Annotated in this window: 21 protein-coding genes and 2 tRNA genes; 18 read left to right on the top strand and 5 right to left on the bottom strand. The window is 68.8% G+C overall.

The window, feature by feature from the left end; translation table 11 throughout:
* The first annotated feature begins 56 nt into the window (after positions 1 to 56).
* Both FK268_RS20030 and FK268_RS20025 read left to right on the top strand, forming a co-directional pair.
* Positions 57 to 1,376: a glycosyltransferase gene (locus FK268_RS20030; RefSeq protein WP_146437228.1), complete on the top strand. Its 1,320-nt coding sequence runs from the start codon at positions 57 to 59 to the stop codon at positions 1,374 to 1,376.
* A 1-nt stretch (position 1,377) separates the two neighbouring features.
* The gene (locus FK268_RS20025) at positions 1,378 to 3,006 is read left to right on the top strand and encodes an MFS transporter (protein ID WP_146437227.1); all 1,629 of its coding nucleotides are present in this window, start codon (positions 1,378 to 1,380) and stop codon (positions 3,004 to 3,006) included.
* A gap of 9 nt (positions 3,007 to 3,015) precedes the next feature.
* Here FK268_RS20025 and FK268_RS20020 read toward each other — a convergent pair whose 3' ends face one another.
* The gene (locus FK268_RS20020) at positions 3,016 to 3,702 is read right to left on the bottom strand and encodes a phosphonatase-like hydrolase (protein WP_146437226.1); all 687 of its coding nucleotides are present in this window, start codon (positions 3,700 to 3,702) and stop codon (positions 3,016 to 3,018) included.
* Between the two features lie 158 nt (positions 3,703 to 3,860).
* On the opposite strand from FK268_RS20020, the gene FK268_RS20015 reads away from it, so the two are divergent.
* Together FK268_RS20015 and FK268_RS20010 are read left to right on the top strand one after the other, a co-directional pair.
* Positions 3,861 to 5,033: a TIGR03364 family FAD-dependent oxidoreductase gene (locus FK268_RS20015; RefSeq protein ID WP_146437225.1), complete on the top strand. Its 1,173-nt coding sequence runs from the start codon at positions 3,861 to 3,863 to the stop codon at positions 5,031 to 5,033.
* A gap of 25 nt (positions 5,034 to 5,058) precedes the next feature.
* Complete coding sequence (locus tag FK268_RS20010) at positions 5,059 to 6,393, top strand: MFS transporter (RefSeq protein ID WP_146437224.1); 1,335 nt, start codon at positions 5,059 to 5,061, stop codon at positions 6,391 to 6,393.
* On the opposite strand, the gene FK268_RS20005 is transcribed toward FK268_RS20010, so the two are convergent.
* Both FK268_RS20005 and FK268_RS20000 read right to left on the bottom strand, forming a co-directional pair.
* A complete protein-coding gene (locus FK268_RS20005; protein ID WP_146437305.1) occupies positions 6,390 to 7,091 on the bottom strand; it encodes a GntR family transcriptional regulator in 702 nt (233 codons plus the stop codon). The genes FK268_RS20010 and FK268_RS20005 overlap by 4 nt on opposite strands.
* A 69-nt stretch (positions 7,092 to 7,160) precedes the next feature.
* Entirely contained in the window at positions 7,161 to 7,616 is a 456-nt protein-coding gene (locus FK268_RS20000; protein ID WP_146437223.1) for a hypothetical protein, read from the bottom strand.
* A gap of 56 nt (positions 7,617 to 7,672) precedes the next feature.
* Here FK268_RS20000 and FK268_RS19995 point away from each other — a divergent pair, with 56 nt between their 5' ends.
* From FK268_RS19995 to FK268_RS19965, 7 genes are all read left to right on the top strand, one after another.
* The gene (locus tag FK268_RS19995) at positions 7,673 to 8,521 is read left to right on the top strand and encodes a hypothetical protein (protein ID WP_146437222.1); all 849 of its coding nucleotides are present in this window, start codon (positions 7,673 to 7,675) and stop codon (positions 8,519 to 8,521) included.
* A gap of 36 nt (positions 8,522 to 8,557) precedes the next feature.
* Positions 8,558 to 9,100, top strand: coding sequence for a DUF721 family protein (locus tag FK268_RS19990; RefSeq protein WP_146437221.1), 543 nt, complete (start codon positions 8,558 to 8,560; stop codon positions 9,098 to 9,100).
* Positions 9,101 to 9,370: 270 nt separating this feature from the next.
* On the top strand, positions 9,371 to 11,431 hold the full coding sequence (gyrB, locus tag FK268_RS19985) for a DNA topoisomerase (ATP-hydrolyzing) subunit B (protein WP_146437220.1): 2,061 nt from the start codon (positions 9,371 to 9,373) through the stop codon (positions 11,429 to 11,431).
* Positions 11,432 to 11,497: 66 nt separating this feature from the next.
* Positions 11,498 to 13,999: a DNA gyrase subunit A gene (gyrA, locus tag FK268_RS19980; RefSeq protein WP_146437219.1), complete on the top strand. Its 2,502-nt coding sequence runs from the start codon at positions 11,498 to 11,500 to the stop codon at positions 13,997 to 13,999.
* Between the two features lie 26 nt (positions 14,000 to 14,025).
* Positions 14,026 to 14,739: a DUF3566 domain-containing protein gene (locus FK268_RS19975; protein WP_146437218.1), complete on the top strand. Its 714-nt coding sequence runs from the start codon at positions 14,026 to 14,028 to the stop codon at positions 14,737 to 14,739.
* A gap of 53 nt (positions 14,740 to 14,792) precedes the next feature.
* Positions 14,793 to 14,869: transfer RNA gene (locus FK268_RS19970), tRNA-Ile, on the top strand.
* Between the two features lie 10 nt (positions 14,870 to 14,879).
* Positions 14,880 to 14,952: transfer RNA gene (locus FK268_RS19965), tRNA-Ala, on the top strand.
* Positions 14,953 to 14,985: 33 nt separating this feature from the next.
* Here the strand turns inward: FK268_RS19965 and FK268_RS19960 are convergent.
* Together FK268_RS19960 and FK268_RS19955 are read right to left on the bottom strand one after the other, a co-directional pair.
* Positions 14,986 to 16,098, bottom strand: a complete 1,113-nt coding sequence (locus FK268_RS19960; RefSeq protein ID WP_146437217.1) for a tyrosine-type recombinase/integrase — start codon at positions 16,096 to 16,098, stop codon at positions 14,986 to 14,988.
* A gap of 8 nt (positions 16,099 to 16,106) precedes the next feature.
* The gene (locus FK268_RS19955; RefSeq protein ID WP_146437216.1) at positions 16,107 to 16,616 is read right to left on the bottom strand and encodes a hypothetical protein; all 510 of its coding nucleotides are present in this window, start codon (positions 16,614 to 16,616) and stop codon (positions 16,107 to 16,109) included.
* Positions 16,617 to 17,216: 600 nt separating this feature from the next.
* Here FK268_RS19955 and FK268_RS19945 point away from each other — a divergent pair.
* Genes FK268_RS19945 through FK268_RS25335 form a run of 7 tightly spaced genes read left to right on the top strand, consistent with a single transcriptional unit; the run spans position 17,217 to position 20,956 of the window.
* Positions 17,217 to 17,882, top strand: a complete 666-nt coding sequence (locus FK268_RS19945; RefSeq protein ID WP_146437214.1) for a hypothetical protein — start codon at positions 17,217 to 17,219, stop codon at positions 17,880 to 17,882.
* 5 nt (positions 17,883 to 17,887) lie between these two features.
* Positions 17,888 to 18,061, top strand: a complete 174-nt coding sequence (locus FK268_RS24310; RefSeq protein WP_158636176.1) for a DUF6011 domain-containing protein — start codon at positions 17,888 to 17,890, stop codon at positions 18,059 to 18,061.
* Positions 18,061 to 19,914, top strand: coding sequence for an AAA family ATPase (locus tag FK268_RS19940; RefSeq protein WP_231707177.1), 1,854 nt, complete (start codon positions 18,061 to 18,063; stop codon positions 19,912 to 19,914). Before FK268_RS24310 ends, FK268_RS19940 begins: the two co-directional genes overlap by 1 nt.
* Positions 19,911 to 20,195 carry a hypothetical protein gene (locus FK268_RS19935; protein ID WP_146437213.1) on the top strand — a complete coding sequence of 95 codons (285 nt, stop codon included), beginning with the start codon at positions 19,911 to 19,913 and terminating at the stop codon, positions 20,193 to 20,195. The genes FK268_RS19940 and FK268_RS19935 overlap by 4 nt, the downstream gene beginning before the upstream one ends.
* Positions 20,192 to 20,350: a hypothetical protein gene (locus tag FK268_RS24305; protein WP_158636175.1), complete on the top strand. Its 159-nt coding sequence runs from the start codon at positions 20,192 to 20,194 to the stop codon at positions 20,348 to 20,350. Before FK268_RS19935 ends, FK268_RS24305 begins: the two co-directional genes overlap by 4 nt.
* Positions 20,347 to 20,580, top strand: coding sequence for a hypothetical protein (locus tag FK268_RS19930; protein WP_146437212.1), 234 nt, complete (start codon positions 20,347 to 20,349; stop codon positions 20,578 to 20,580). Before FK268_RS24305 ends, FK268_RS19930 begins: the two co-directional genes overlap by 4 nt.
* Entirely contained in the window at positions 20,567 to 20,956 is a 390-nt protein-coding gene (locus tag FK268_RS25335; RefSeq protein WP_146437211.1) for a helix-turn-helix domain-containing protein, read from the top strand. Before FK268_RS19930 ends, FK268_RS25335 begins: the two co-directional genes overlap by 14 nt.
* The last annotated feature ends 568 nt before the right edge of the window (positions 20,957 to 21,524 follow it).

Below are 21,524 nucleotides of genomic sequence, written 5' to 3'. Positions count from 1 at the left end.
CGAAGATCGTTGAGGCTCAGCCACGTTCATTGAGTTCGCAAAGAAAGGGCAAAACGGTGCGCATCGCGATCGCATGCATGGGCTCGCGCGGTGACATCAGCCCGCTCCTGGCCGTGGCGCGCGTCTTCGCCGACCGTGGGGACACGGTGACGATCGGGTGCACCGTCGAGTCGCAGGCGTACGTCGCCTCGCACGGCTTCGAACCGCACGTGCTGACGACGCTGAACCTCAAGGAGTTCCTGCAATCGCCGCAGGGGCAGGAGAAGTTCTTCGGCGCGAGCACCACGACGCAGTTGCGCGAAGTGGGCAAGCTCGCCGATTCACATGCGGACGAGTTCGACACCCGCCTGGCCGCGCTGTGCCGGGACGTGGACTGCGTGATCAGCACCCGGATCATCGAGGAGCGCGCGGCGCTCGTCACCCACCGCGAGCGGGTTCCACTCGTGATGGTCGAATACTTCCCGGGCGATGTGCACAGCGCCGTCCCGAACCCGCTGCTCGGCCCGCGGATGCAGGACGTCACCGCGCGGATCCCCGCCCTGATCCCGTTGACCTACCGGATCTTCAACATCGGCTGGGCGCTGAGCATCTTCGCCAAGACCGTGGAACTCGCCAAGCGCGTCGAGTACCCGCGACGCGTGATCGATCCGCGCTCGGTCCTCGAGGGACGCGACATCCTCCGCTTCGAGGCCTTCGGGCGGGCGCTGGTACCTCCGCGCTCGCGCATCGATGCGCGGCACCCCCGGATCGGGTTCATCCGGATCGACGGGAGGCCGGCGGACCGTGCCGAGCGCGACGCGATGATCGAGGACTGGATCGCGCGGGACGAGCGTCCGATCGTCTACGTGGGATTCGGCAGCATGCCGGTCGTGGACTTCGACGGTCTCGTCACGGACCTGGCCGCGATGCTCGCGGAGAGCGGCATGCGGGTGATCGCCGTGCCGGGCTGGTCGGCACGCACCCGGGACGAGATCGTCGACACACCGGATCTCCTCGTCGTTCCCGACGTGGACCACGACGGCGTCTTCCCGCGGTGCGCTGCCCTCGTCCACCACGGCGGCGCGGGCACCACCGCCATCGCGGCCGCGTCGGGCCGACCCTCGCTGGTGTGCAGTCAGGCGTTCGACCAGCACTTCTGGGGCCGACGGATCGAAGCCGCCCGCGCCGGAGCCATCCTGCCGCGCCGGCGCATGACGGCGCGCAGCATCGCGGAGGGCGTGCTCGCACTGGTCGAGGACGAGCGGATCATCGAGGGAGCGCGGGAGACCGGCGTCCGCGCCGTCGCGGACCTCGGAGGGCGCGCAGAGTTCCTGGCCGCGTTCGACGCCTTCATCGCCGAGGTCGACGGTGCCCGTGCCGCGACCGATCCGCGCTGAGATGACCCGGACCCCGGGGTCGGCGTCCGGTGCGATGCGGTGGATCTCGCTCGCCACCGTCTGCATCGCGGTCCTGATGACGGGCATGGACAACAGCATCGTCACGATCGCCCTGCCCACGCTCAGCGAGGAGTTCGGCGGCGGGATGAGCGCGCTGCAGTGGATCGTCGACTCGTACACCCTGGTCTTCGCCGGGCTGCTCCTCGCGACCGGCTATCTCGGCGACCGGCTCGGCCGGCGGAAGGTGCTCGTCGCCGGACTGGTGGGTTTCGTGGTGATCTCGGTGCTGGCGACCAGGTCGACCTCGCTCGCTCAGCTCATCACGGCGCGCGCGGCGCTGGGGGCCGCCGCGGCGCTGATCTTCCCCGCCACGCTGGCGATCATCTCGGAGCTCTTCCCGGAGAAGGAGGACCGGACCAAGGCCATCGCGGTGTGGTCCGCCGCGGCGGGCGCGTCGATCGCGATCGGCCCGGTGGTCGGCGGCTACCTCGTGGAGCACTTCGCGTGGTCGTCGGTGTTCTGGATCAACGTGCCGATCTCGCTCGTCGCGATCGTCGGCTGCCTCGCTCTGGTCCCCGAGTCCTTCGGCTCCGAGCGGCCGTCGTTCGATCTGTTCGGCGTCCTGTTGTCGATCTCCGGGATCACGCTGCTGGTGTGGGCGCTGATCGAGGCGCCGAACTTCGGGTGGGGCAGCGTTCCCGTGGTGGGCGCGCTGCTCGGCGCCGTGGTCCTGCTCGTCGGCTTCGTGCTGTACGAGCGGCGGCACCGCAACCCGGTCCTCGACGTGACGCTGTTCCGTACCCGTGGCTTCGCGATGGGCTCCTTCGCGATCTGCGCCGGCTTCTTCTGCCTGCTCGGCTTCGTCTTCGTCACGATCATGTACTTCCAGGCGGTGCTGGGGTACGGCCCGCTGGAGACCGCGGTGCGGGTGATCCCGTTCGCGCTCGCGGCCGTCGCCGTGACCCCGCTCGCCGCGCTGGCGAACACGGAGCGGCGGATGCGGTTCACGATCGCCGTCGGGCTGGCGATCATGGCGGCAGGGTTCGTCCTGACCTCGCGGCTGACCGAGTCGGCCGACTACCTGACGCAGATCCTGCCGGCGATGGCGGTGATCGCGGTCGGCCTCGGTCTGCTGCAGGGGCCCGCGACCACCTCGGTCATGACATCGGTACCGGCGGACGAGGCGGGCGCGGGTTCGGCGGTCAACGACACCACCCGTGAGGTCGGCGGCGCGCTGGGGGTGGCCATCCTCGGTTCGGTGGTGGCGCATCTGTATTCGGCGAAGGTCACCGACGATCTCGGCCGCGTGCCACTCGCACCGGGCCTTCGCGCCGAGGCGGAATCCTCGGTGATCGGCGGTATCCGCGCGGTCGGCCAGGCGCCGCCGGAGTTGCAGGCGGTGCTGGGGCACACCGTGCAGCAGGCCTTCGTCGCGGCGATGCAGTGGGCGAATCTCGTCGCCGCGGGCGTCGGCGCGGTCGCCTGCCTCGTGGTGGCGATCTTCCTCCGCACGCGGCCGCCGGCGCGGCACCGTCGAACCGCTGTGAGCGGGCACATCAGCGTGAGCGAGCTCCTGGCCCGGGAATCCGAGGCCGTGACCGAGCCGATCAGGGTGCCGTCCGCGCGGTGAGCATCGGCGTCAGCGCGCGAGTTCCGGCAGTCCGGGGATCTCGAAGACGCCCTCGAGGACGTGGTCGTGATCCTCGGCCGCCAGCGTGGCACGATCCGCCTTCCCGGTGAGGACGCCGCACGAGACGGCTCCGGCGTTGCGGCCCGCGCGCACGTCGACCGCGGTGTCGCCGGCGACGAGGACCTCGCGGACGTCCGCGACGCCGGTCGCCTCCATGGCGCGGAAGATCATGTAGGGGAAGGGACGCCCGGCGGCGACGTCGGAGGTGGTGATCACCGCGTCCACGGTGGCCTCGAGGCCGGCCCCGATCGTCCAGCCGAGCGAGGAGAGCAGGGGATAGGCGACCTCGTCGTCGAAGCCGGTGGTGAGCGCGACCTTGACGCCGTTCGCGCGCAGAGTCTTCAGGGCTTCCTCGACACCCGCGATCGCGACGGGCGGGTGGGCGGCGTACTGCTCCTTGAGGTGCGCGCGGAAGCGCTGGAAGCCGTCCGCGACGAGCTCGTCCGTCGGCGTGACGCCGCCGAGTTCGAGCAGGTTGGTGATGGCCTCCACCTTGTCGGTGCCCATCCAGGTCTGGAGGTCGTGCGCGGCGACGGTGGCGCCGGCCTCCTCGACCGCGGTCTTGAGGGCGTCGTAGACGGTTCCTCCGTCGTCGATGGTGGTTCCGGCCATGTCGAGTGCGACGAGCGAGATCATGAGTTCCCTCCGGGAAGTGGCTGTGGCAGCGAGGTCTAGTTGACTATATAAGTTTGCCTCGGTCTCTGCAGGAAGTAGCTGAATATCACGCAATAGACCGAATTTTGCAGGACAACTAGTATTGACAAGTGATGTGACCGGGATCATAGTCAGTGCTCATGTCGAACAACATCGCTGAACACAGCCGCCGCCAGCACATCGTCGTCGTCGGAGCCGGGATCGTCGGGCTCGGCCACGCCTATCACGCGCACCGGCGTGGGCACCGGGTCACCGTGATCGATCACGCGGACGGGGTGATCGGCTCGTCCGTGCAGAACTTCGGCCACGCCTGCATCACCGCGCAGTCGGGGAGGGCGCTCGGCTACGCGCAGGAGGGCCGGCGGCACTGGCTCGACCTGGTCGAGAAGGCCGGCTTCTGGGGTCGCGCCAGCGGTACCACGATGGTCGCCCGCGCCGACGACGAGCTCGCCGTCATGGCGGAGTTCGCGGCCTCGCGCCCGCAGGGCGAAGCCGCGCTGCTCGGGCGCGAGGAGGTGCTGCGCCGGATCCCCGTCGACGGTGCCGGCGTGCGCGGAGGGCTGTACCTGCCGAACGACCTCCAGGTGGACCCGCGGGCGGCGGCACCGTCGATCGCGCAGTACCTCGAGAGCAGGGGCGTCGAGTTCCGGTGGCGCACCGCGGCCCACGGCTTCGAACCGGGCGTCGTGCACACCAGCCGCGGGCCGCTGCTCGCCGACGAGGTCTTCGTGGCCGTCAACTACGACGTCGATCGGCTCTTCCCCGAGCTCGCCGAGGGCGGCGGCCTCCTGCGGTGCCGCCTGCACATGATGAAAGCCCATCTGCCCCTGCGCTTCACACTGCCGACGCCGCTGTTCACGGGGTGGTCGCTCCTGCGCTACTCCGGTTTCGAGGACATGCCGTCCGTCGGGGCCGTCGCCGAGCGGCTGCGCTCCGAGTCCCCCGGCGGCATCGCGGTGGACCTGCACCAGATGTACACGCCGCAGCCCGACGGCTCGATTCTCATCGGCGACACCCACTACCGGGACATCAGCGCGCCGCCGTTCCAGACCGAGGAGGGCTTCGACATCCTGCTCGAGGCCACCCGCGAGCTCTTCGGCGTCGACCGGATCGACGTCCAGGAGCGCTGGCAGGGCGTCTACAGCTCCGCGCCCGGCTCGGAGTTCCTGTTCGCCGAGCCCGTCGACGGGGTGCACGTCGCCACCGTGACCACGGGCATCGGCATGACCACCGGCCTGGGCCTGGCGGAGGAACGCGTCGCCCGCGTCCTCGGCCCCGTCGCCGCGACCCCCGAAACCTCCTTGGCCCGTTAGGGCCCCGTCACAGCTAAGGACCGACATGATCGAACTCGAGACCACCGCGACGCGCACGAAGAACCCCCGGTACGAGCGCTGGAGGTACCAGATCTTCGGCGTCACCTGGCTCGCGTACGCGGGGTTCTACTTCACCCGGCAGGCCTTCTCCGTCGCGAAGCTGGGGATCCTCGAGGACCCGGTCCTGAGCGACACCCTGACCAAGAGCGTCCTGGGCAGCCTGGACGCCGTGTACCTCGCGGCGTACGCGGTCGGTCAGTTCGTCTGGGGTGCCATGTCCGACCGGTTCGGGCCCCGCAGGGTGGTACTCGGCGGCCTGCTGATGTCGGCGATCGCCACGGTCTTCATCGGTCTTCTTCCCGCGTTGATCTTCCTCGTGCCGCTCATGATCGTGCAGGGGTTCTCGCAGTCCACCGGGTGGTCCGGCCTGCTCAAGAACATGGCCCAGTTCTTCTCCATCGGTGAACGCGGCCGCGTCTTCGGCCTGTGGAGCACCAACTACGCGTTCGGCGGCCTCGTGGCGGCACCGTTCCTGGGGTGGGTCGCCTACGACCTGTTCGACAGCTGGCGGGTGGCGTTCTTCACCGGCGCGGCCGTCGTGGCCGTCGTCGCGGTGCTGTTCTTCCTCCTGCAGCGCAACACCCCGGAGGACGTGGGCCTGCCGCCGATCGAGGTCTACCACTGCGAGGAGGTCGCGGAGCTGATCGACGAGGACGCCGTGGTCGAGGCCGCGGAAGCGGCCGAGGAGCCGCGCCCGTCGTTCGGCGAGACGGTCCGCTTCGTACTGGGCAACAGGATGGTGCTGATCCTGGGGTCGTGCTACTTCCTGCTCAAGCCGGCGCGCTACGCGATCCTGCTGTGGGGTCCGGTGATCGTCTCCGAGCGGTTGCACGACGCCTCTGCGTTCACCGCGATCACGGTTCCCGTGGCGTTCGGCGTCGCCGGCGTGATCGCCCCCATCCTCATCGGGCAGGTCTCCGACCGGGTCTTCCACGCCCGACGCGTGCCGGCCTGCGTCATCAGCCTCGCCGTCCTCGTCGTGGCGCTCGCCGCCTTCGCCCCGCTCACGGCGACGGGCAACCTGTGGATCATGACCGCGATCCTCGCGGTGATCGGGCTGTCGATCTACGGCGCCGACGCCATGATCTCCTGCGTCGCCGCCGTGGACTTCGGCACCAGCAAGCACGCCGGCACGGTGACCGGTGCGATCAACGGCTGCGGCTCGGTCGGAGCGATCCTCGGCGGACTGCTGCCGGGCCTGCTCTCCGCCGGAATGCTGTTCACCGGCTTCTCCGTCGCGGCGGCGATCGCGATGCTGCTGCTCATCCCGATGTGGGGCCGGATGCCGGCCGCCGACTAGCGGCGAGTGCTGTTGACGATGCTGAACGTCACGCGATCGGGACGGTAGCGATCGTCGGCGAACTCGAACGGACGGCCGTCCTCGTTGGTGGACACCCGGCGCTCCCGCAGGAGGGCGGCGCCGGGTTCCACCGCGAGGTGCTCCGCGTCGGTGGCGTCGGCGTTCAGTGCGTCGAGCTGATGGCGCATCGATTCGAAGACCACCCCGTTCTCGGTGAGATGCTCGGTGAGCGAACCGGAATCGGTGTCGAAGTCGAGGAGCAGGCGGCCCACATCGAGGACGAAGGTGCTGCGCTCGAGCATGGCGGGGGCGTCGTCGATCATGCGGAGGCGCAGGATGAAGACGACGAAGTCGTCCGTCGTGAGGCCGAGGGTCTCGGCCTCGGCGACCGTCGCGCGACGACGGGTGATCTCGACCGTGCGGCTCGACGGGGCCTGCCCACCCAGTTGTGCCCACTGCGAGAAGGGCGTGAAGACATCCAACGTCTGGCTGGGTGCGTTGCTCGTCACCACCGCGGGCCGGCCCCGCGTGATGTGGATCAAGCCCTCCCGGTTGAGAGTCGAGAGCGCTTGCCGCACGGGCCCCCTGGAGACGCCGAACTTCTCGCACAGCGCCGCCTCCGAGGGCAGGGACTCGCCGATGCGGTACCGGTGACCGAGGATGTCGTCACGCAGGGCCGAGGCGACCACCGTGTACATCGGTTCCACCTGGATGTCCCTCCCGCCGAACGAGTGCTCCGGGCGAGTGTATCGGTCGCTCGTCCGCGCTCACGCCCTGCGCAGGAGGAGGATTCCGGCCAGGCCGCAGGCCCACGCGACAACGTAGCCCGCCGCGAGCCCGAGCGGAACGACGGGCCGCCCGTACTCCTGCATCACCAGCGGTGCGAGCACCGGCAGCGCCGCCGCACCGAACGCGATCCATCCCCAGCGCCGGGCCGACGGCGCGCCGTGACGGACCAGTCGCGCTGCGCCCCACCAGCAGAGCAGCCCGAGCAGGCCGACGGCGTAGAGGTAGGCGTACAGCGGACCGGCTTCGCCGTACTTGCCGACCGGCTCGTACAGCGCCCGCAGGTGCCGGTCGAGCCCGCCGAGAGCGAGTTGATCGGCGAGCGCGTAGCCGAGCCCGGCCGCGGTGGCGAGGGCGCCCAGCGCGTAAGCGAGGAGGGTGCGCCGTTCTCCGGTCGACGGTGCCGTCTCGGGCGGGACGATCGTCCGTGCAGTCATGATGTCTCCTTTTGGAACGCGGAGTACCAACTTGGTACACCACGTACCATAGGCGCATGAGCGCGACATTGGAACCCCGAGTACCAAAATCGGGGTCATCCCCGAGGCGGCGCCGCCTGGCACTCGATGAGACGCGCCGGCGCGTCCTCGACTCCGCGATCGACCGGGTCTTCACCGAACGCGGCGGGACGGGCCTCGAGCACGTGCGCCTCGAGGACGCCGTGCGCGACGCCGACGTCTCGCGGACCGCCGCGTACCGGTGCTGGCCGCAGCGGGAGGACTTCCTGGCGGATGTCCTCGCCGCTCTCGCCGAGCAGGCGCTGCCGATCGTCTCGACGCGCAGCGCGCGGGCCACCGAGGTGGTGCGAGCCGCGGTCGGCGACGACCCGTCGACCGTGCGGACCGTCGCGGGACGCCGGGCCGCACTGCTGCGCGCGGTGAGCGCGTCCGCGGACGACGACCTCCTCGCGGATCGCGACGAGGACCGACGGTGGAGGCTGTACCTGACCCTCGCGATGGCCGTGCCCTCGTTGCCGGACGGTCCGGCGCGCGATCGCGTGGTGGCCGCCGTGGACCGCGCGGAACGGACGGTCCGAGCCCGGCTCGCGGCGAACTACCGGCGGCTCTTCGAACTGTTCGGGTTCACGAGCACCGTCGACTACGGGGAACTCGCCGGAATCGGCCTCGCGCTCATGCGCGGGTACGTCGTCGGAGGCCACGCGGGGGCGCAGGCGGGTCGCCCCGGTCCCGGGTACGCGCTCCTCGCCGACGGCGCCGCAGCTCCGTCGGACACGGGGGAGTGGGACGAGGCGCGGGGACGGCGCCTGGTGGCAGCGCTCGCGGCGACGGACGTCTTCGACGGGGCACCGGCCGGCACCGGAGAAGATGTCGGTGCCGGCGAGTAGCCTCGAAAGAGAGGAATCCGGGCGCAGGGAGGTGTCATGACCGGGCAGAACGACGAGGGGCAGCTGCACGGCTCGGACATCGCCCGCCGTGCGCTCGAGGAGGCACGGGCGGCCGCCAAGGCGGCGGGGAAGTCCGTCGGCCAGGGGCGGTCCGAGCCGATGACCGGCGGGGTGCGCCGGCTGCGCCGCGGTTCCAAGCGGTGGAGCGGGCCGTCGCCGGACGGCCGGGATCCACAGCCCTTCGGCTCGTTGATCGGCGGCATCGCCAAGGCGCGGGGCTGGGACACGAAGGTCAACGAGGGCACGGTGCTCGGCTGTTGGGACAGCGTGGTGGGTGCGGACGTCGCCGCGCACGCGCAGCCCGTCAGCCTGCGGGAGAAGGTGTTGTACGTCAGCGCCGAATCGACGGCATGGGCCACGCAGCTGCGCCTGATGCAGTCCCAGCTGCTGGCCAAGATCAACGCCGCCGTCGGTCAGGGCGTGGTCACCTCACTGAACATCACCGGGCCCAGCGCCCCGAGTTGGCGCAAGGGCCCCCTGCACGTTCCGGGCCGCGGCCCGCGGGACACGTACGGTTAGGCCGACAGCTCACTGGTTCGCGGCTCAGAGTGGCCGTGACGCCATTGTCCATCGATCCGGGGTGATCGCGCCGAAACGCGGTCGGATTCGTCTGGGAGCATTTTAGGGCGCGCCACGCGTGTTCAGCCTGGCGAAGAGGAGTAGACTAGAAGGGCAAGAGCGCCCCGTCTGCTCGGGGTGCTGTCCTATCACCACCGCGGTGGCCGCGGCCGGAGAAGTTCACGGCCGTTCGCCCCGGTGGTTTCGACGAAGGAGCGCCAACACATCGTGGTGGCTGACAACAACGCCGGGAAGCCCGCGGGCTCGTACGGCGCGGATTCCATCAAGCAGCTCGAAGGCCTCGAGGCGGTGCGCAAGCGCCCCGGTATGTACATCGGTACCACCGGGCCGCGCGGCCTGCACCACATGATCTGGGAGGTCGTCGACAACTCGGTCGACGAGGCGATGGCCGGTCACGCCACGCGAGTGGACGTCAAGCTCCTCGCCGACGGCGGCGTCGAGGTCGTCGACGACGGCCGCGGCATTCCCGTCGCGATGCACGCCAAGGGCATCCCCACCGTGCAGCTGGTGCTCACCTCGCTGCACGCGGGTGGCAAGTTCGACTCCGACGCCTACGCCGTCTCCGGCGGCCTGCACGGCGTCGGCATCTCGGTGGTCAACGCGCTGTCGAGCCGGGTCGAGGTCGAGATCGACGTCGACGGCTACCACTGGCAGAACAACTTCCACTGGGACGAGAAGAAGCGCGACTCCGTCGCCGAGGACCTGATCAAGGGCGAGCCCACCACCCGTACCGGTACGACGGTGCGCTTCTGGGCCGACCCGAAGGTCTTCACCGAGACCACCCACTACGACTTCGAGACGGTCTCGCGACGTCTGCAGGAGATGGCCTTCCTGAACAAGGGCCTGACGATCACCCTCACCGACGAGCGCCCCGTCGCCGTCGAGGTGCCGGACGAGGACATCACCGAAGCCGCCCCGTCCGCGCACGAGGAGGACGTCGCCGCGGCGCTCGCCGAGGTGGCGCCGAAGAAGCGCGAGCGCATCTTCCACTACCCCGACGGCCTGGTCGATTACGTCAAGCACATCAACGCGCGCACGTCGAAGTCGCCGATCCACAGCACGATCATCTCCTTCGAGGGCAAGGAGAAGGGTCACGAGGTGGAGATCGCGATGCAGTGGAACTCCGGCTACTCGGAGTCCGTGCACACCTTCGCGAACACCATCAACACCCACGAGGGCGGCACCCACGAGGAGGGCTTCCGCACCGCGCTGACCGGCGTCGTCAAGGCCTACGCCAAGGACAAGAAGCTGGTCAAGGAGAAGGACGGCGAGCTCTCGGGTGACGACATCCGTGAGGGCCTCGCCGCGGTGATCTCCGTGAAGGTGGCGGAGCCGCAGTTCGAGGGCCAGACCAAGACCAAGCTCGGCAACTCCGAGGTCAAGGGCTTCGTGCAGAAGGTCTGCCGCGAGCAGCTGCAGTTCTGGTTCGACTCGAACCCCGCCGATGCCAAGACCATCGTGCAGAAGGCCGCGGCCTCGGCGCAGGCCCGCCTGGCCGCCCGCAAGGCGCGGGAACTGGTGCGCCGCAAGAGCGCCACCGACATCGGCGGCCTGCCCGGCAAGCTCGCCGACTGCCGCAGCAACGACCCCGACAAGTGCGAGGTCTACATCGTGGAGGGCGACTCCGCCGGCGGATCCGCCAAGAGCGGCCGCGACTCGATGTACCAGGCGATCCTGCCCATCCGCGGCAAGATCATCAACGTCGAGAAGGCGCGAATCGACAAGGTGCTCAAGAACACCGAGGTCCAGTCGATCATCACGGCCTTCGGCACCGGCATCCACGACGAGTTCGACATCGCCAAACTGCGCTACAAGAAGATCGTCCTCATGGCCGACGCCGACGTCGACGGCCAGCACATCTCCACTCTGCTGCTGACCCTGCTGTTCCGCTTCATGCGGCCGCTGGTCGAGCACGGCCACGTCTACCTGGCACAGCCGCCGCTGTACAAGCTCAAGTGGCAGAAGGGCGCCGACCCCGAGTTCGCTTACAGCGACGCCGAGCGCGACGTGCTGCTCGCCGACGGCCTGCGCAGCGGCAAGAAGATCAACAAGGACGACGGCATCCAGCGGTACAAGGGCCTCGGCGAGATGAACGCCAAGGAGCTGTGGGAGACCACGATGGACCCGACGGTCCGCGTGCTCAAGCAGGTGACCCTCGACGACGCCGCCGCGGCCGACGAGCTGTTCTCGATCCTCATGGGTGAGGACGTGGTGGCCCGCCGCTCGTTCATCGCGCGCAATGCCAAGGACGTGCGGTTCCTCGACGTGTAGCGCCGGACCCGCCCCCTCGGGGCGGGACCGCCCACCGTCGAACCGCTTGTACGACAAGGACGTGAAATGACTGACACCACCCCGCCCACCGAGACCGGTGGCCACGACCGGATCGAACCGGTCGACATCCAGCAGGAGATGCAGCGCAGCTACATCGACTACGCCATGAGCGTGATCGTGGGCCGTGCACTGCCCGAGGTCCGCGACGGCATGAAGCCCGTGCAGCGGCGAATCCTCTACGCGTCCTACGACGCCGGCTACCGCCCCGACCGCGGCTACGTGAAGTCGGCCAAGCCGGTGGCCGAGACGATGGGCAACTACCACCCCCACGGTGACAGCGCGATCTACGACGCCCTCGTGCGTCTCGCGCAGCCCTGGTCGCTGCGCTACCCGCTGATCGACGGCCAGGGCAACTTCGGCTCGCCGGGTAACGACCCCGCCGCCGCCATGCGTTACACCGAGGCTCGCCTCACCCCGCTGGCGATGGAGATGCTGCGCGACATCGACGAGGAGACCGTCGATTTCACGCCGAACTACGACGGTAAGACGCAGGAGCCCACGGTGCTCCCGTCCCGCGTGCCGAACCTGCTGATGAACGGTTCCGGCGGTATCGCCGTCGGCATGGCGACGAACATCCCGCCGCACAACCTGCGCGAGCTCGCCGAGGCGATCTTCTGGTGCCTGGACAACTTCGACGCCGACTCCGAGGCGACGCTCGAGGCCTGCATGGAGCGGATCAAGGGGCCGGACTTCCCGACCCACGGCCTCATCGTGGGCAGCCAGGGCATCAAGGACGCGTACTCCACCGGCCGCGGTTCGATCCGCATGCGCGGTGTCGTGTCCGTGGAGGAGGATTCCAAGGGCGCAACGGAACTCGTCATCACCGAGCTGCCCTACCAGGTGAACCCCGACAACCTCGTGCTCTCGATCGCCGAGCAGGTGCGCGACGGCAAGATCGCCGGCATCAGCAAGATCGAGGACCAGTCGTCCGATCGCGTCGGCATGCGGATCGTGGTGCGGCTCAAGCGCGATGCCGTGGCCAAGGTGGTGCTGAACAACCTCTACAAGCACAGCCAGCTGCAGACCAGCTTCGGCGCGAACATGCTGTCCATCGTCGACGGGGTGCCGCGCACCCTGCGCCTGGACCAGATGATCCGCTACTACGTGACGCACCAGTTGGACGTCATCGTGCGGCGCACCCGGTTCCGCCTGCGCAAGGCCGAGGAGCGGGCCCACATCCTGCGCGGCCTCGTCAAGGCGCTCGACGCGCTCGACGAGGTCATCGCCCTCATCCGGCGGTCCGAGACCACCGAGATCGCGCGTGCCGGCCTGATCGAGCTCCTCGATGTCGACGAGCTGCAGGCCAACGCGATCCTCGACATGCAGCTGCGCCGCCTGGCGGCCCTCGAGCGGCAGAAGATCATCGACCAGTTGGCCGAGATCGAGCTCGAGATCGCGGACCTCAAGGACATCCTCGAGAAGCCGGAGCGCCAGCGCGCCATCGTCCGCGACGAGCTCGGCGAGATCGTCGAGAAGTTCGGCGACGACCGCCGCACCAAGATCATCGCGGCGGACGGCGACGTCACCGACGAGGACCTCATCGCCCGCGAGGACGTGGTGGTCACCATCACCGAGACCGGCTACGCCAAGCGCACCAAGACCGACCTGTACCGCAGCCAGAAGCGCGGCGGCAAGGGCGTCAAGGGCGCCGACCTCAAGCAGGACGACATCGTGGCGCACTTCTTCGTGTGCTCGACGCACGACTGGATCCTGTTCTTCACCACGAAGGGCCGCGTCTACCGCGCAAAGGCCTACGAGCTGCCGGAGCAGAGCCGCACGGCGCGCGGCCAGCACGTGGCGAACCTGCTGGCCTTCCAGCCGGAGGAGCGCATCGCCCAGGTCATCCAGATCAAGAGCTACCAGGACGCGCCCTACCTGGTGCTCGCCACGAAGAACGGCCTCGTCAAGAAGTCCAAGCTGGAGGACTTCGACTCCAACCGCAGCGGCGGCATCGTCGCGATCAACCTGCGCGACGAGGACGAGCTGGTGGGCGCGGTGCTGACCTCGCAGGAGGACGACCTGCTGCTGGTGAGCAAGAATGCGCAGTCGATCCGGTTCAAGGCCACCGACGAGGCGCTGCGCCCCATGGGCCGGGCAACCTCCGGTGTGCAGGGTATGCGGTTCAACGGCGACGATCAGCTGTTGGCGCTCAACGTGGTTCAGGAGGACACCTACCTGCTCGTGGCCACCTCGGGCGGTTACGCCAAGCGGACCGCGATGGACGACTACCCTGTCCAGGGGCGTGGCGGCAAGGGCGTGCTGACGATTCAGTTCGACCCGAAGCGCGGCGACCTGGTGGGTGCGCTCATCGTCGACGACGAGACCGAGCTGTACGCCATCACGTCGGGCGGCGGTGTGATTCGCACCGCGGCGCGGCAGGTCCGCAAGGCGGGCCGGCAGACCAAGGGCGTCCGGCTGATGAACCTGGCCGAAGGCACTAGTCTTCTGGCCATCGCCCGCAACGCCGATGAGAGCGACGAACCCGAGCAGGCGGACGGCGAGGCATAGCCGCCGCGAAGCACGAAGGAGCGCATGTGAGTACCCCTGGAACCGGATCGGGACAGCCGCCGGAGTCCGGACCCGAGGCGGGCCGCCAGCCCGTCCGGATCCCTCGACGCGACACCGATGTCGGGCGTGTGATCGACGCGCCCACCGAGGGCGTGGAGCGCGACGAGCTGCCGAAGAACCTGCCCGACCTGGACAAGATCCACCAGGTGGCCCCGGCCGCGCCCGCGGCACCGTCGACGCCCGCGGCTTCGTCGACCCCTGCGGCGGAGCCCGAGACGGAGCCGGTGGCGGCCCCCGCCGCTGCGGAGGCGGCACCGTCGAACCTGCACACCGTGGGCACCACGCCCGCGCGTGCGGCGGGTGTGAAGACGCAGGCCGCGAGCGGGCCGGTGCGGGCGGGCATGCAGCTGCGCAGCATCGACCCGTGGACCACCTTCAAGCTGTCCGGTGTGGTCTCCGTGGTGATGTTCTTCGTGTGGATGATCGCGGTCGGCGCGCTGTACATCGTGCTGAGCGGCATGGGCGTGTGGAGCAAGATCAACGACAGCTTCCAGACGCTGACCAACGAGCAGGCCGGCGCGAGCCTGCTCACCGCCGGTGACGTCTTCACGTACGCGGGCCTCGCCGGCCTCGCGAACGTGATCCTGCTGACCGCGCTCGCGACCGTCGGAGCGTTCATCTACAACCTCTGCGCCGACCTCGTGGGCGGCATCGAGGTGACCCTCGCCGATAGGGACTGACCAGCTGTTTTGTAGAACTCGAGGTGCGCTGGTAATGTTCCACCTCGGTTCACGGGCCTATAGCTCAGGCGGTTAGAGCGCTTCGCTGATAACGAAGAGGTCGGAGGTTCAAGTCCTCCTAGGCCCACCACACCCCACCCGGGGCCTTAGCTCAGTTGGTAGAGCGCCGCCTTTGCAAGGCGGATGTCAGGAGTTCGAATCTCCTAGGCTCCACAGATAAAACAGCAGGTCAGAGCCGGTATCCGATTACTCGGGTATCGGCTCTTTCCGTCCCGTGCCCACATCTTGCCCACACTCGGCTGTGAGCATTGTCTGCAGCGCACTGCTGATGCCGTCGACGTCCGCCGGGTATAGGTGCCCGTACCGGTCCAGGGTGATCGACGCGCGGGCGTGCCCAAGCATCGCCTGGACGGCCTTGATGTTCGCTCCAGACCGGATCGCCAGCGACGCCGCTGTGTGCCGCAGCTCGTGCGGGTGAAGTTCTTCATCGAGTCCTGCCGCGCTGACCGCGACGTCGAACACACGCGTGCGCCAGTTGCCGTGTCGGATGAAGCCGCCGCCGGGTGCGGGGAACACCAACGCTTCATCATCGGGATTGAGTGGTAGTTGGGCCGCTATGAACGGGGGGAGCGGTACGGTCCGCCGCTTCCCGCCCTTCGGCGGGCCGACGTGGTGCTTGCTGTCCACGACAGTCACAGACCGGACGATGTGCAGAACGCCGGCCGAGCGGTCGATGTCGCCGTGACGTAGGCCTACCAGTTCGCCGAGGCGGAGTCCGCAGACACCTAGCGTCCAGATCGCGGGCGCATCATCCTCGGCGGCTGTAGCGAGCGCCCGCAGTTCCTCAAGGGTGAGGAAGCGCATCTCGGTCGGGGTGATGGCGGGGAGCTTGACGCCGTTGGCGGGGTTGACCGCCAGGCGTCCGTCCTCGACGGCCTGGGCGAGGATCCTCCGCAGTACGCCCACCTGTTTGTGCACCGTCTCCGCAGGGGTACCGGAGTCGACAAGCTCTGCGATCCATCCGCGCACCAGTGGGCGGGTGATCTTGCCGAGCGGCAGGTGCCCGAACCGCGTGGTGATCGTGCCCTCGGCAATGCCTCGGTACCGGCTGAGAGTGGACGGGGAAACCTGGTGCTGATCTGCTATCCACGCCGACGCCGCGTCCCGGAGGAGGAGGCGGCCGGCGGCCGGCGCGACGTACGTGCCCTTAGCGGCAGCGACTTGCTGCTCCGCGAGCCACTGCTGGGCATCTCGCTTTGTCGCGAAGCCTCGCTTGTCGGTCTGTCGGTGATCGGGGGTTCTGTATCGGACTCGGTACCGACGTCCAGACCTGGTGTCGTACGGCTCGATCGTCGCCATGAGCCTTCTTAGCCACGTTCTTCACGGCCGAGGTGCCCTGCGTCAGCGGCGCGGGCAATCCAACGCTTCATGGTCGCCAACGAGACGCCGAGCTCCCTGGAGAGCAGTGTGGTGGGCTTGCCCTCCTGCAGGCGTATCCAGCGGTAGGCCGCGGCTAGGTCGGGCAGGTCGTCGTCTTCGACACGACGGGCCTTCTCGACGCGCTCGAAAAACGCTTCGTAGTTTGGGAGCCCGAGTCGATTACCTCTCCTCGCGAGCACGTGGCTGGCCGTGAATCGGACGAACTGGTCGACACCGATCTTCGCCAGTTCGCCGCGCTGAATCGGGGGTCCGTCCCCGTGCTGCTCCGCGACCAGCTTCGTGACCAAGTATCGACCCCCGCTCGGCTGGACTGTGGCCGTCGTGATGTACGGCAGCTCTCCGGGCTCGGTGACGACCGTCGCGATGCCTGGCCCCCACAGCCCGGGCGCGACCTCGGTGCGATAGGGGGCCTGGTCGGTGGGCTCGATGAAGTGCATGCCGCCATGGTGGCACATCAAGTGAGCCACGTACACAAAGCGGGGTTTGCAAAGATAGCTCATTCGTGTATCTTTCTGGTGAGCCGTAGTTATAACGCTGGCTCATCGACCCGAGAGGAGTCCCACCCTGTGTCCATTGAGCTAGCCACCCCGAAAGAGGCAGCAGCGGCTCTCCGAACTACGGAAGCCAGCCTTGCCCAGGACAGGTATCGGAACCGTGGACTGCCGTACGTCAAGGCTGGGAAGCGCGTTCTGTACCGCTGGTCTGATGTTCAGGCTTACCTGGATGCCAACACCATCAACCCGGGGGTTGCCTAATGAAGCGGCGGGGCAGCGCCCCGCACGCAGTACCGGTGGAACCACAACAGGCCGACAGGCCCTCACCGGATCGCTATCAGCGGCTCGCAGACCAAGCAGACCTCGGATGCGGTGCAGACGAGTTTGAGGGGCCACGCCGATACACCCGGCCCTGTGAACGCGAGGGGCGCATCCCGAATGCGACCCCTGAGCAGAAGAAAACCCCGGAGCGCCATCCGACCAAGAACCGCGCTTCCGGGGTCAACCAGATCACCATCGCCAGCCAGCAAAGGAATCCGTCCCATGCAGTCTAACGCCATCACCCCACTCGACGAGCCCGTGAAGTACCGCACCGTCCGCGATGTGGAGCTCGCGCTGGAGGAGCTGCTTCCCGAGTCGGAGTTCTCACCCACCCAACTGTCCCGCATCGCGGCCGTGGCGCGGGAGCGGCACACGGACCGTCGCGCCCAGGTCGTCGCGATCCTCGACGCCGCCGCCCAGGAGGCAGCCGCCCACCGGCCGGTCGAGAGCAGCCCGGCAGTCAAGGCTCTCGACCAGTTCCGCTCCGAGTACGAGCCGAAGCTGACCGTCGAGGTCCTCGGCGTACCCGGCGCGCCGTGTCCGTGGTTGGAGGAGGACCGTCCCCGGTGGTCCGATCCTGACCGCGATATTCACGGCGGCGTGGTCCCCACCGAATCGCGGTGGCAGTCGGAGCCGGTGTCCGTGCCGCTGACGATGCATACCGGCAGCGTGACCAAGGAGGACACGATCGCGCTCGCGAGGTTCAGCGTCTGCCTCCTGCAGTACGCCGGCGAGCGTGACCCGTACGTGGCCCTCGGGTACATCGGTTGGCGGCCTGACGGGACGGCGAGTGCTGGCCGCAGCAGTAACAACCTCCGTCTCGACGAGGCCGCGGCTCTGGCTCGCGCGCTGCTGCTCCTCGTCGACGCCGCCCGCGAGGAGGTCTAGCCACCATGCCCGAGGACCACCCCGGCTACATCGACGCCGGTGACCGCCTACTCGATGCCGCGACGCGCGGCGGGCTCCTGGTGATCGGGATCCGCTGCGCCCGCTGCGGGGCCGTGCTGACCGCGCCGAAGTCGATGCGCGCCGGGGTGGGCCCGGTGTGCCGGAAGGAGACCGAGTAGTGACTCGGGGAGCACGCGCTGAGCGTGAACGTCTCGACGCCGCCCACCAAGCGGAGCAGGAACGGGAGTTGCTGTCCGCGACGTGGACCGCGGCACAGGCGAAGGCCGGCATCGACGTCGGCGACCTCACCGCCGATCAGGTGGACGTGCTCGCTGAGGCTCTGCGGATCATGCAGAAGCCCGACCCGCTCACCGCCGACGCCGCGGGCAGGCAGCTCCGCATCACCCGCGGCAGCAACGTCCGTACACGCCGGATCCTATGGGAGCTCGACGCCTGGATTCCCCGTGGCGCCCTGGTGCTGCTCGCCGGCCGCGAAGGTCTCGGCAAGTCCACCATCGCGTGCTCATGGTGCGCGAGGTGGACCGGGCAGGGCCGCAACGTCATCTACGTACACACCGAGGACAGCCGCGAGCACACCGTCGTCCCCAGGCTCAAGGCTGCCGGCGCGGACCTCGACCGGATCCTGTTCGTGGACGTCGCGACCGAGACCACCGAGACCGGCACCGTCGTGCTACCGCTGGACAACGACCGACTCGAAGAACTCGTCGAACGGGAGAACGTCGAACTCATCATCCTCGACGCCGCCACGTCCGCGATGGCCTCCCAGCTCTCCGGTAAGGACGACCGGCAGGTGCGGCAGTTCCTCGAACCGCTCGCGCAGCTCGCCGCTCGACGGGACATCGTCGTCCTGGGCCTGGTGCACTTCGGCAAGCGCGACGGTGCGGATACCGGCAAGTTGATCTTGGGGTCGATCGCCTGGTCTCAGGTCGCCCGTTCCGTGCTGTCCGTAGCGCACGACGAGGACGCCGATCACCTGGTGCTCACGAACACGAAAGGCAACCTCGCGACCCGCACCCGATCCGAGGCATGCCGCGTTGTCTCTCGACAGGTACAGCTCGACGACGGACCGGCCGAAGTGGGTGTCATCGACTGGCTCGGTGAAGTCGACACCGACGCCCGCGATGTCCTCGCCGGCGACGAACAGCGGGACGGCTCGACCACCGTCGGCGAGGTCACCCTGTGGCTGACCGACTACCTCACCGAGAACGCCCCGTGCCCGTCGGCGGACGTGAAGAAGGCCGCGGCACGGCTGGAGTTCTCCCGCAGCAGTGTCGACCGTGCGGCGAAGAAGCTCGGCGTCGTCTCCGAGGCGAAGGGCTTCCCGAGGGTCACCTGGTGGTCGCTGCCGAGCCAGGGGACGAGCGTCGTAGACGGGGAGGTCGTGACCAGTCACACCACCGCGCCGGATGCACCTCATGCACGTCAGGCTGACGCGACTGACGCAACTGGATCTGACCTGCACAAATCCGGTGACGCAACTGAGTCAAAAACACAGTCACGTCAGCTCTCATTGCATGAGGCGACTGGTGACGCAGCTGACCGTCCACGGCTTCACGCGGTGCCCGAACACCCCGCCGCGGAGCACCCGAAGACCTGCCGCGAGTGGCTCGACCGCCACATCCGCGGCCTCATCGCTGAGGGCCACACGACGGCCGACAGCGCCGTGATCTACCCGCTCGGCGAGGCCGCCGGCTGGGGTATCCAGAACCTCCGCAAGGTCGCCTCCAAGAGCCCCTTGATCGCGATCGCGGAGAAGCGCACCGATGGCGTCACCTGGGCCATCGGTGAGGGCGTGCAATCCACGTACGTGCCGTGCCCTGAGTGGCTCGTGGGCTACCTCGGTGAGTGCGGTGGCTGGGTGCCGGCCTCGGAGGTCTACGCGGCAGGCGGTGAACGGTACGGCCGCTCGGCGATCAAGTCCGCCGCCCAGGCCGCACACATCCTCAAGCGGGGTGCATCCATCGCGACCGAATGGAGCCTCGACCCGAACTACAGCAAGGAATCAGCATGACCGACCGTCCAATCGACCTCCGACTCGGCCACCTGCTGACCGCGTTCGTCCTCGCCGCATTCCAGCCCGGCGCGGGCGAAGGCGACGTGCTCGCCGAGATCTTCACCGCGTACCCCGACATGACGTTCCTCGAAGCCGTCCCTGCCCTCGTCGAAGCTCTGCACGTGCTCGGCGCCGGCACCCCGATGGTGCACAACACCGGCATCGACACACTCCGCGAGCAGCTCGCCCAGACCTACCCCGCCGCAGACCGCGGCCGACCCGAAGGGACCGACCAGTGAAATCCCCGAACCTGTGGCCGACACACAAGGGCCGCGCTCGCGGCAAGAAGGCCCGCCACCGCGCCGCTATCCGCGCCCAGCGCGCCGGCAAGAACACCCAGACGACCGTCCGGCGACCTGCCGCGCAGCCGAACGGAGCGGAGGCCGTCCGATGAACGACAACGACGAAGTGACCTGCAGGATCGAATCGCGGCCGGCCCGCGAGGGCAAGATCGAGATCACCTTCCACCGCGTCGACGAGTCCACCGGTATCCGCAGCAGCCTGTCGGGAGTCTTCACCCGGCAACAGGTGTCGAAGATCGTCCACCACCTCGGCCGCGACCTCCGCGTGTCGAGCCCGCTACGGCACACGGTCCGTGAGGCGGCCGGCGATGCAACGCCTTGACCTTGACGGCGTCCTTCTCGACGAGGCCGACGTGACACTCCTCGCCGGGATGCTCCGGGCGGCCACGTCGCGGATGAACGCGACGTGGTCACCGCCCGCGCAGCTACTCACCGCCCGAATCTGTGATGCGGCAGCCCGATTCGAGTCACCAACACGTGACGCGCGCATCACCAAGAGCGCCGACAGCGGCGGATCTGGCACACCGTTGCCTCATGACCTCCTCGACAGCGCCGAAGCGGCAAGGATTCTCGGGATCAAGCCCCACGCCGCCCGCGCCCTCGCCCGCCGCGGCACCGTCCCCGCGTACCGCGTCGGCGACCGCTGGCTCTTCCCCGCGCAGGACGTGGTTCGCCGCGCCGAACGCCGCGCCGGGTAGCCGCGTCACCATCCCGGGTGTCGAACTGGCCCGCGTCGGCCAGTTCGACGCATCCACCGGCCCTGTCGCGTTCACCGCCGTCGATCTCGCTGCGATGCTCGACGCCTACACCGCGAACGTCGCCCGCCGGCCCGTCCTCAAGATCGGCCACGCCGACCCCGTCAACGACGGCGCCCCCTCGTTCGGGTGGATCGAGAACCTCGCCCTCACCGAGGGCGGCACCTGCCTCGTCGGTGATCTCGCCGGCGTACCGCAGTGGCTCGCCGCCGCCATGCCGACCGCGTACCCTTCCCGGTCCATCGAGGCCGTCGCCGGGTACGTCGACGCCGACGGCACCACATGGCCGTGGGTCCTCGACGGGCTCGCGCTCCTCGGCGCCACCACCCCGGCGATGGGGAACCTCGACGAGATCCGCGAGCTGGTCACCGCCAGCCGCACCCGGACCACCGCGCGCCGTGTGGCCGCGGCCCGCGCCCGACGCCGTCGCCGCGCACACCACCAGTAGAAGGAGCACCCCGTGCCCAGCACCACCCTGTACCAGCCGTACGTCTACGACGACGGCGACGAA

The organism is Tsukamurella sputi, assembly GCF_007858445.1.
Lineage (GTDB): Bacteria > Actinomycetota > Actinomycetes > Mycobacteriales > Mycobacteriaceae > Tsukamurella > Tsukamurella sputi.
Note: the sequence above shows the minus strand (reverse complement) of the source record. Positions and strands in the feature narration are given on the sequence as shown.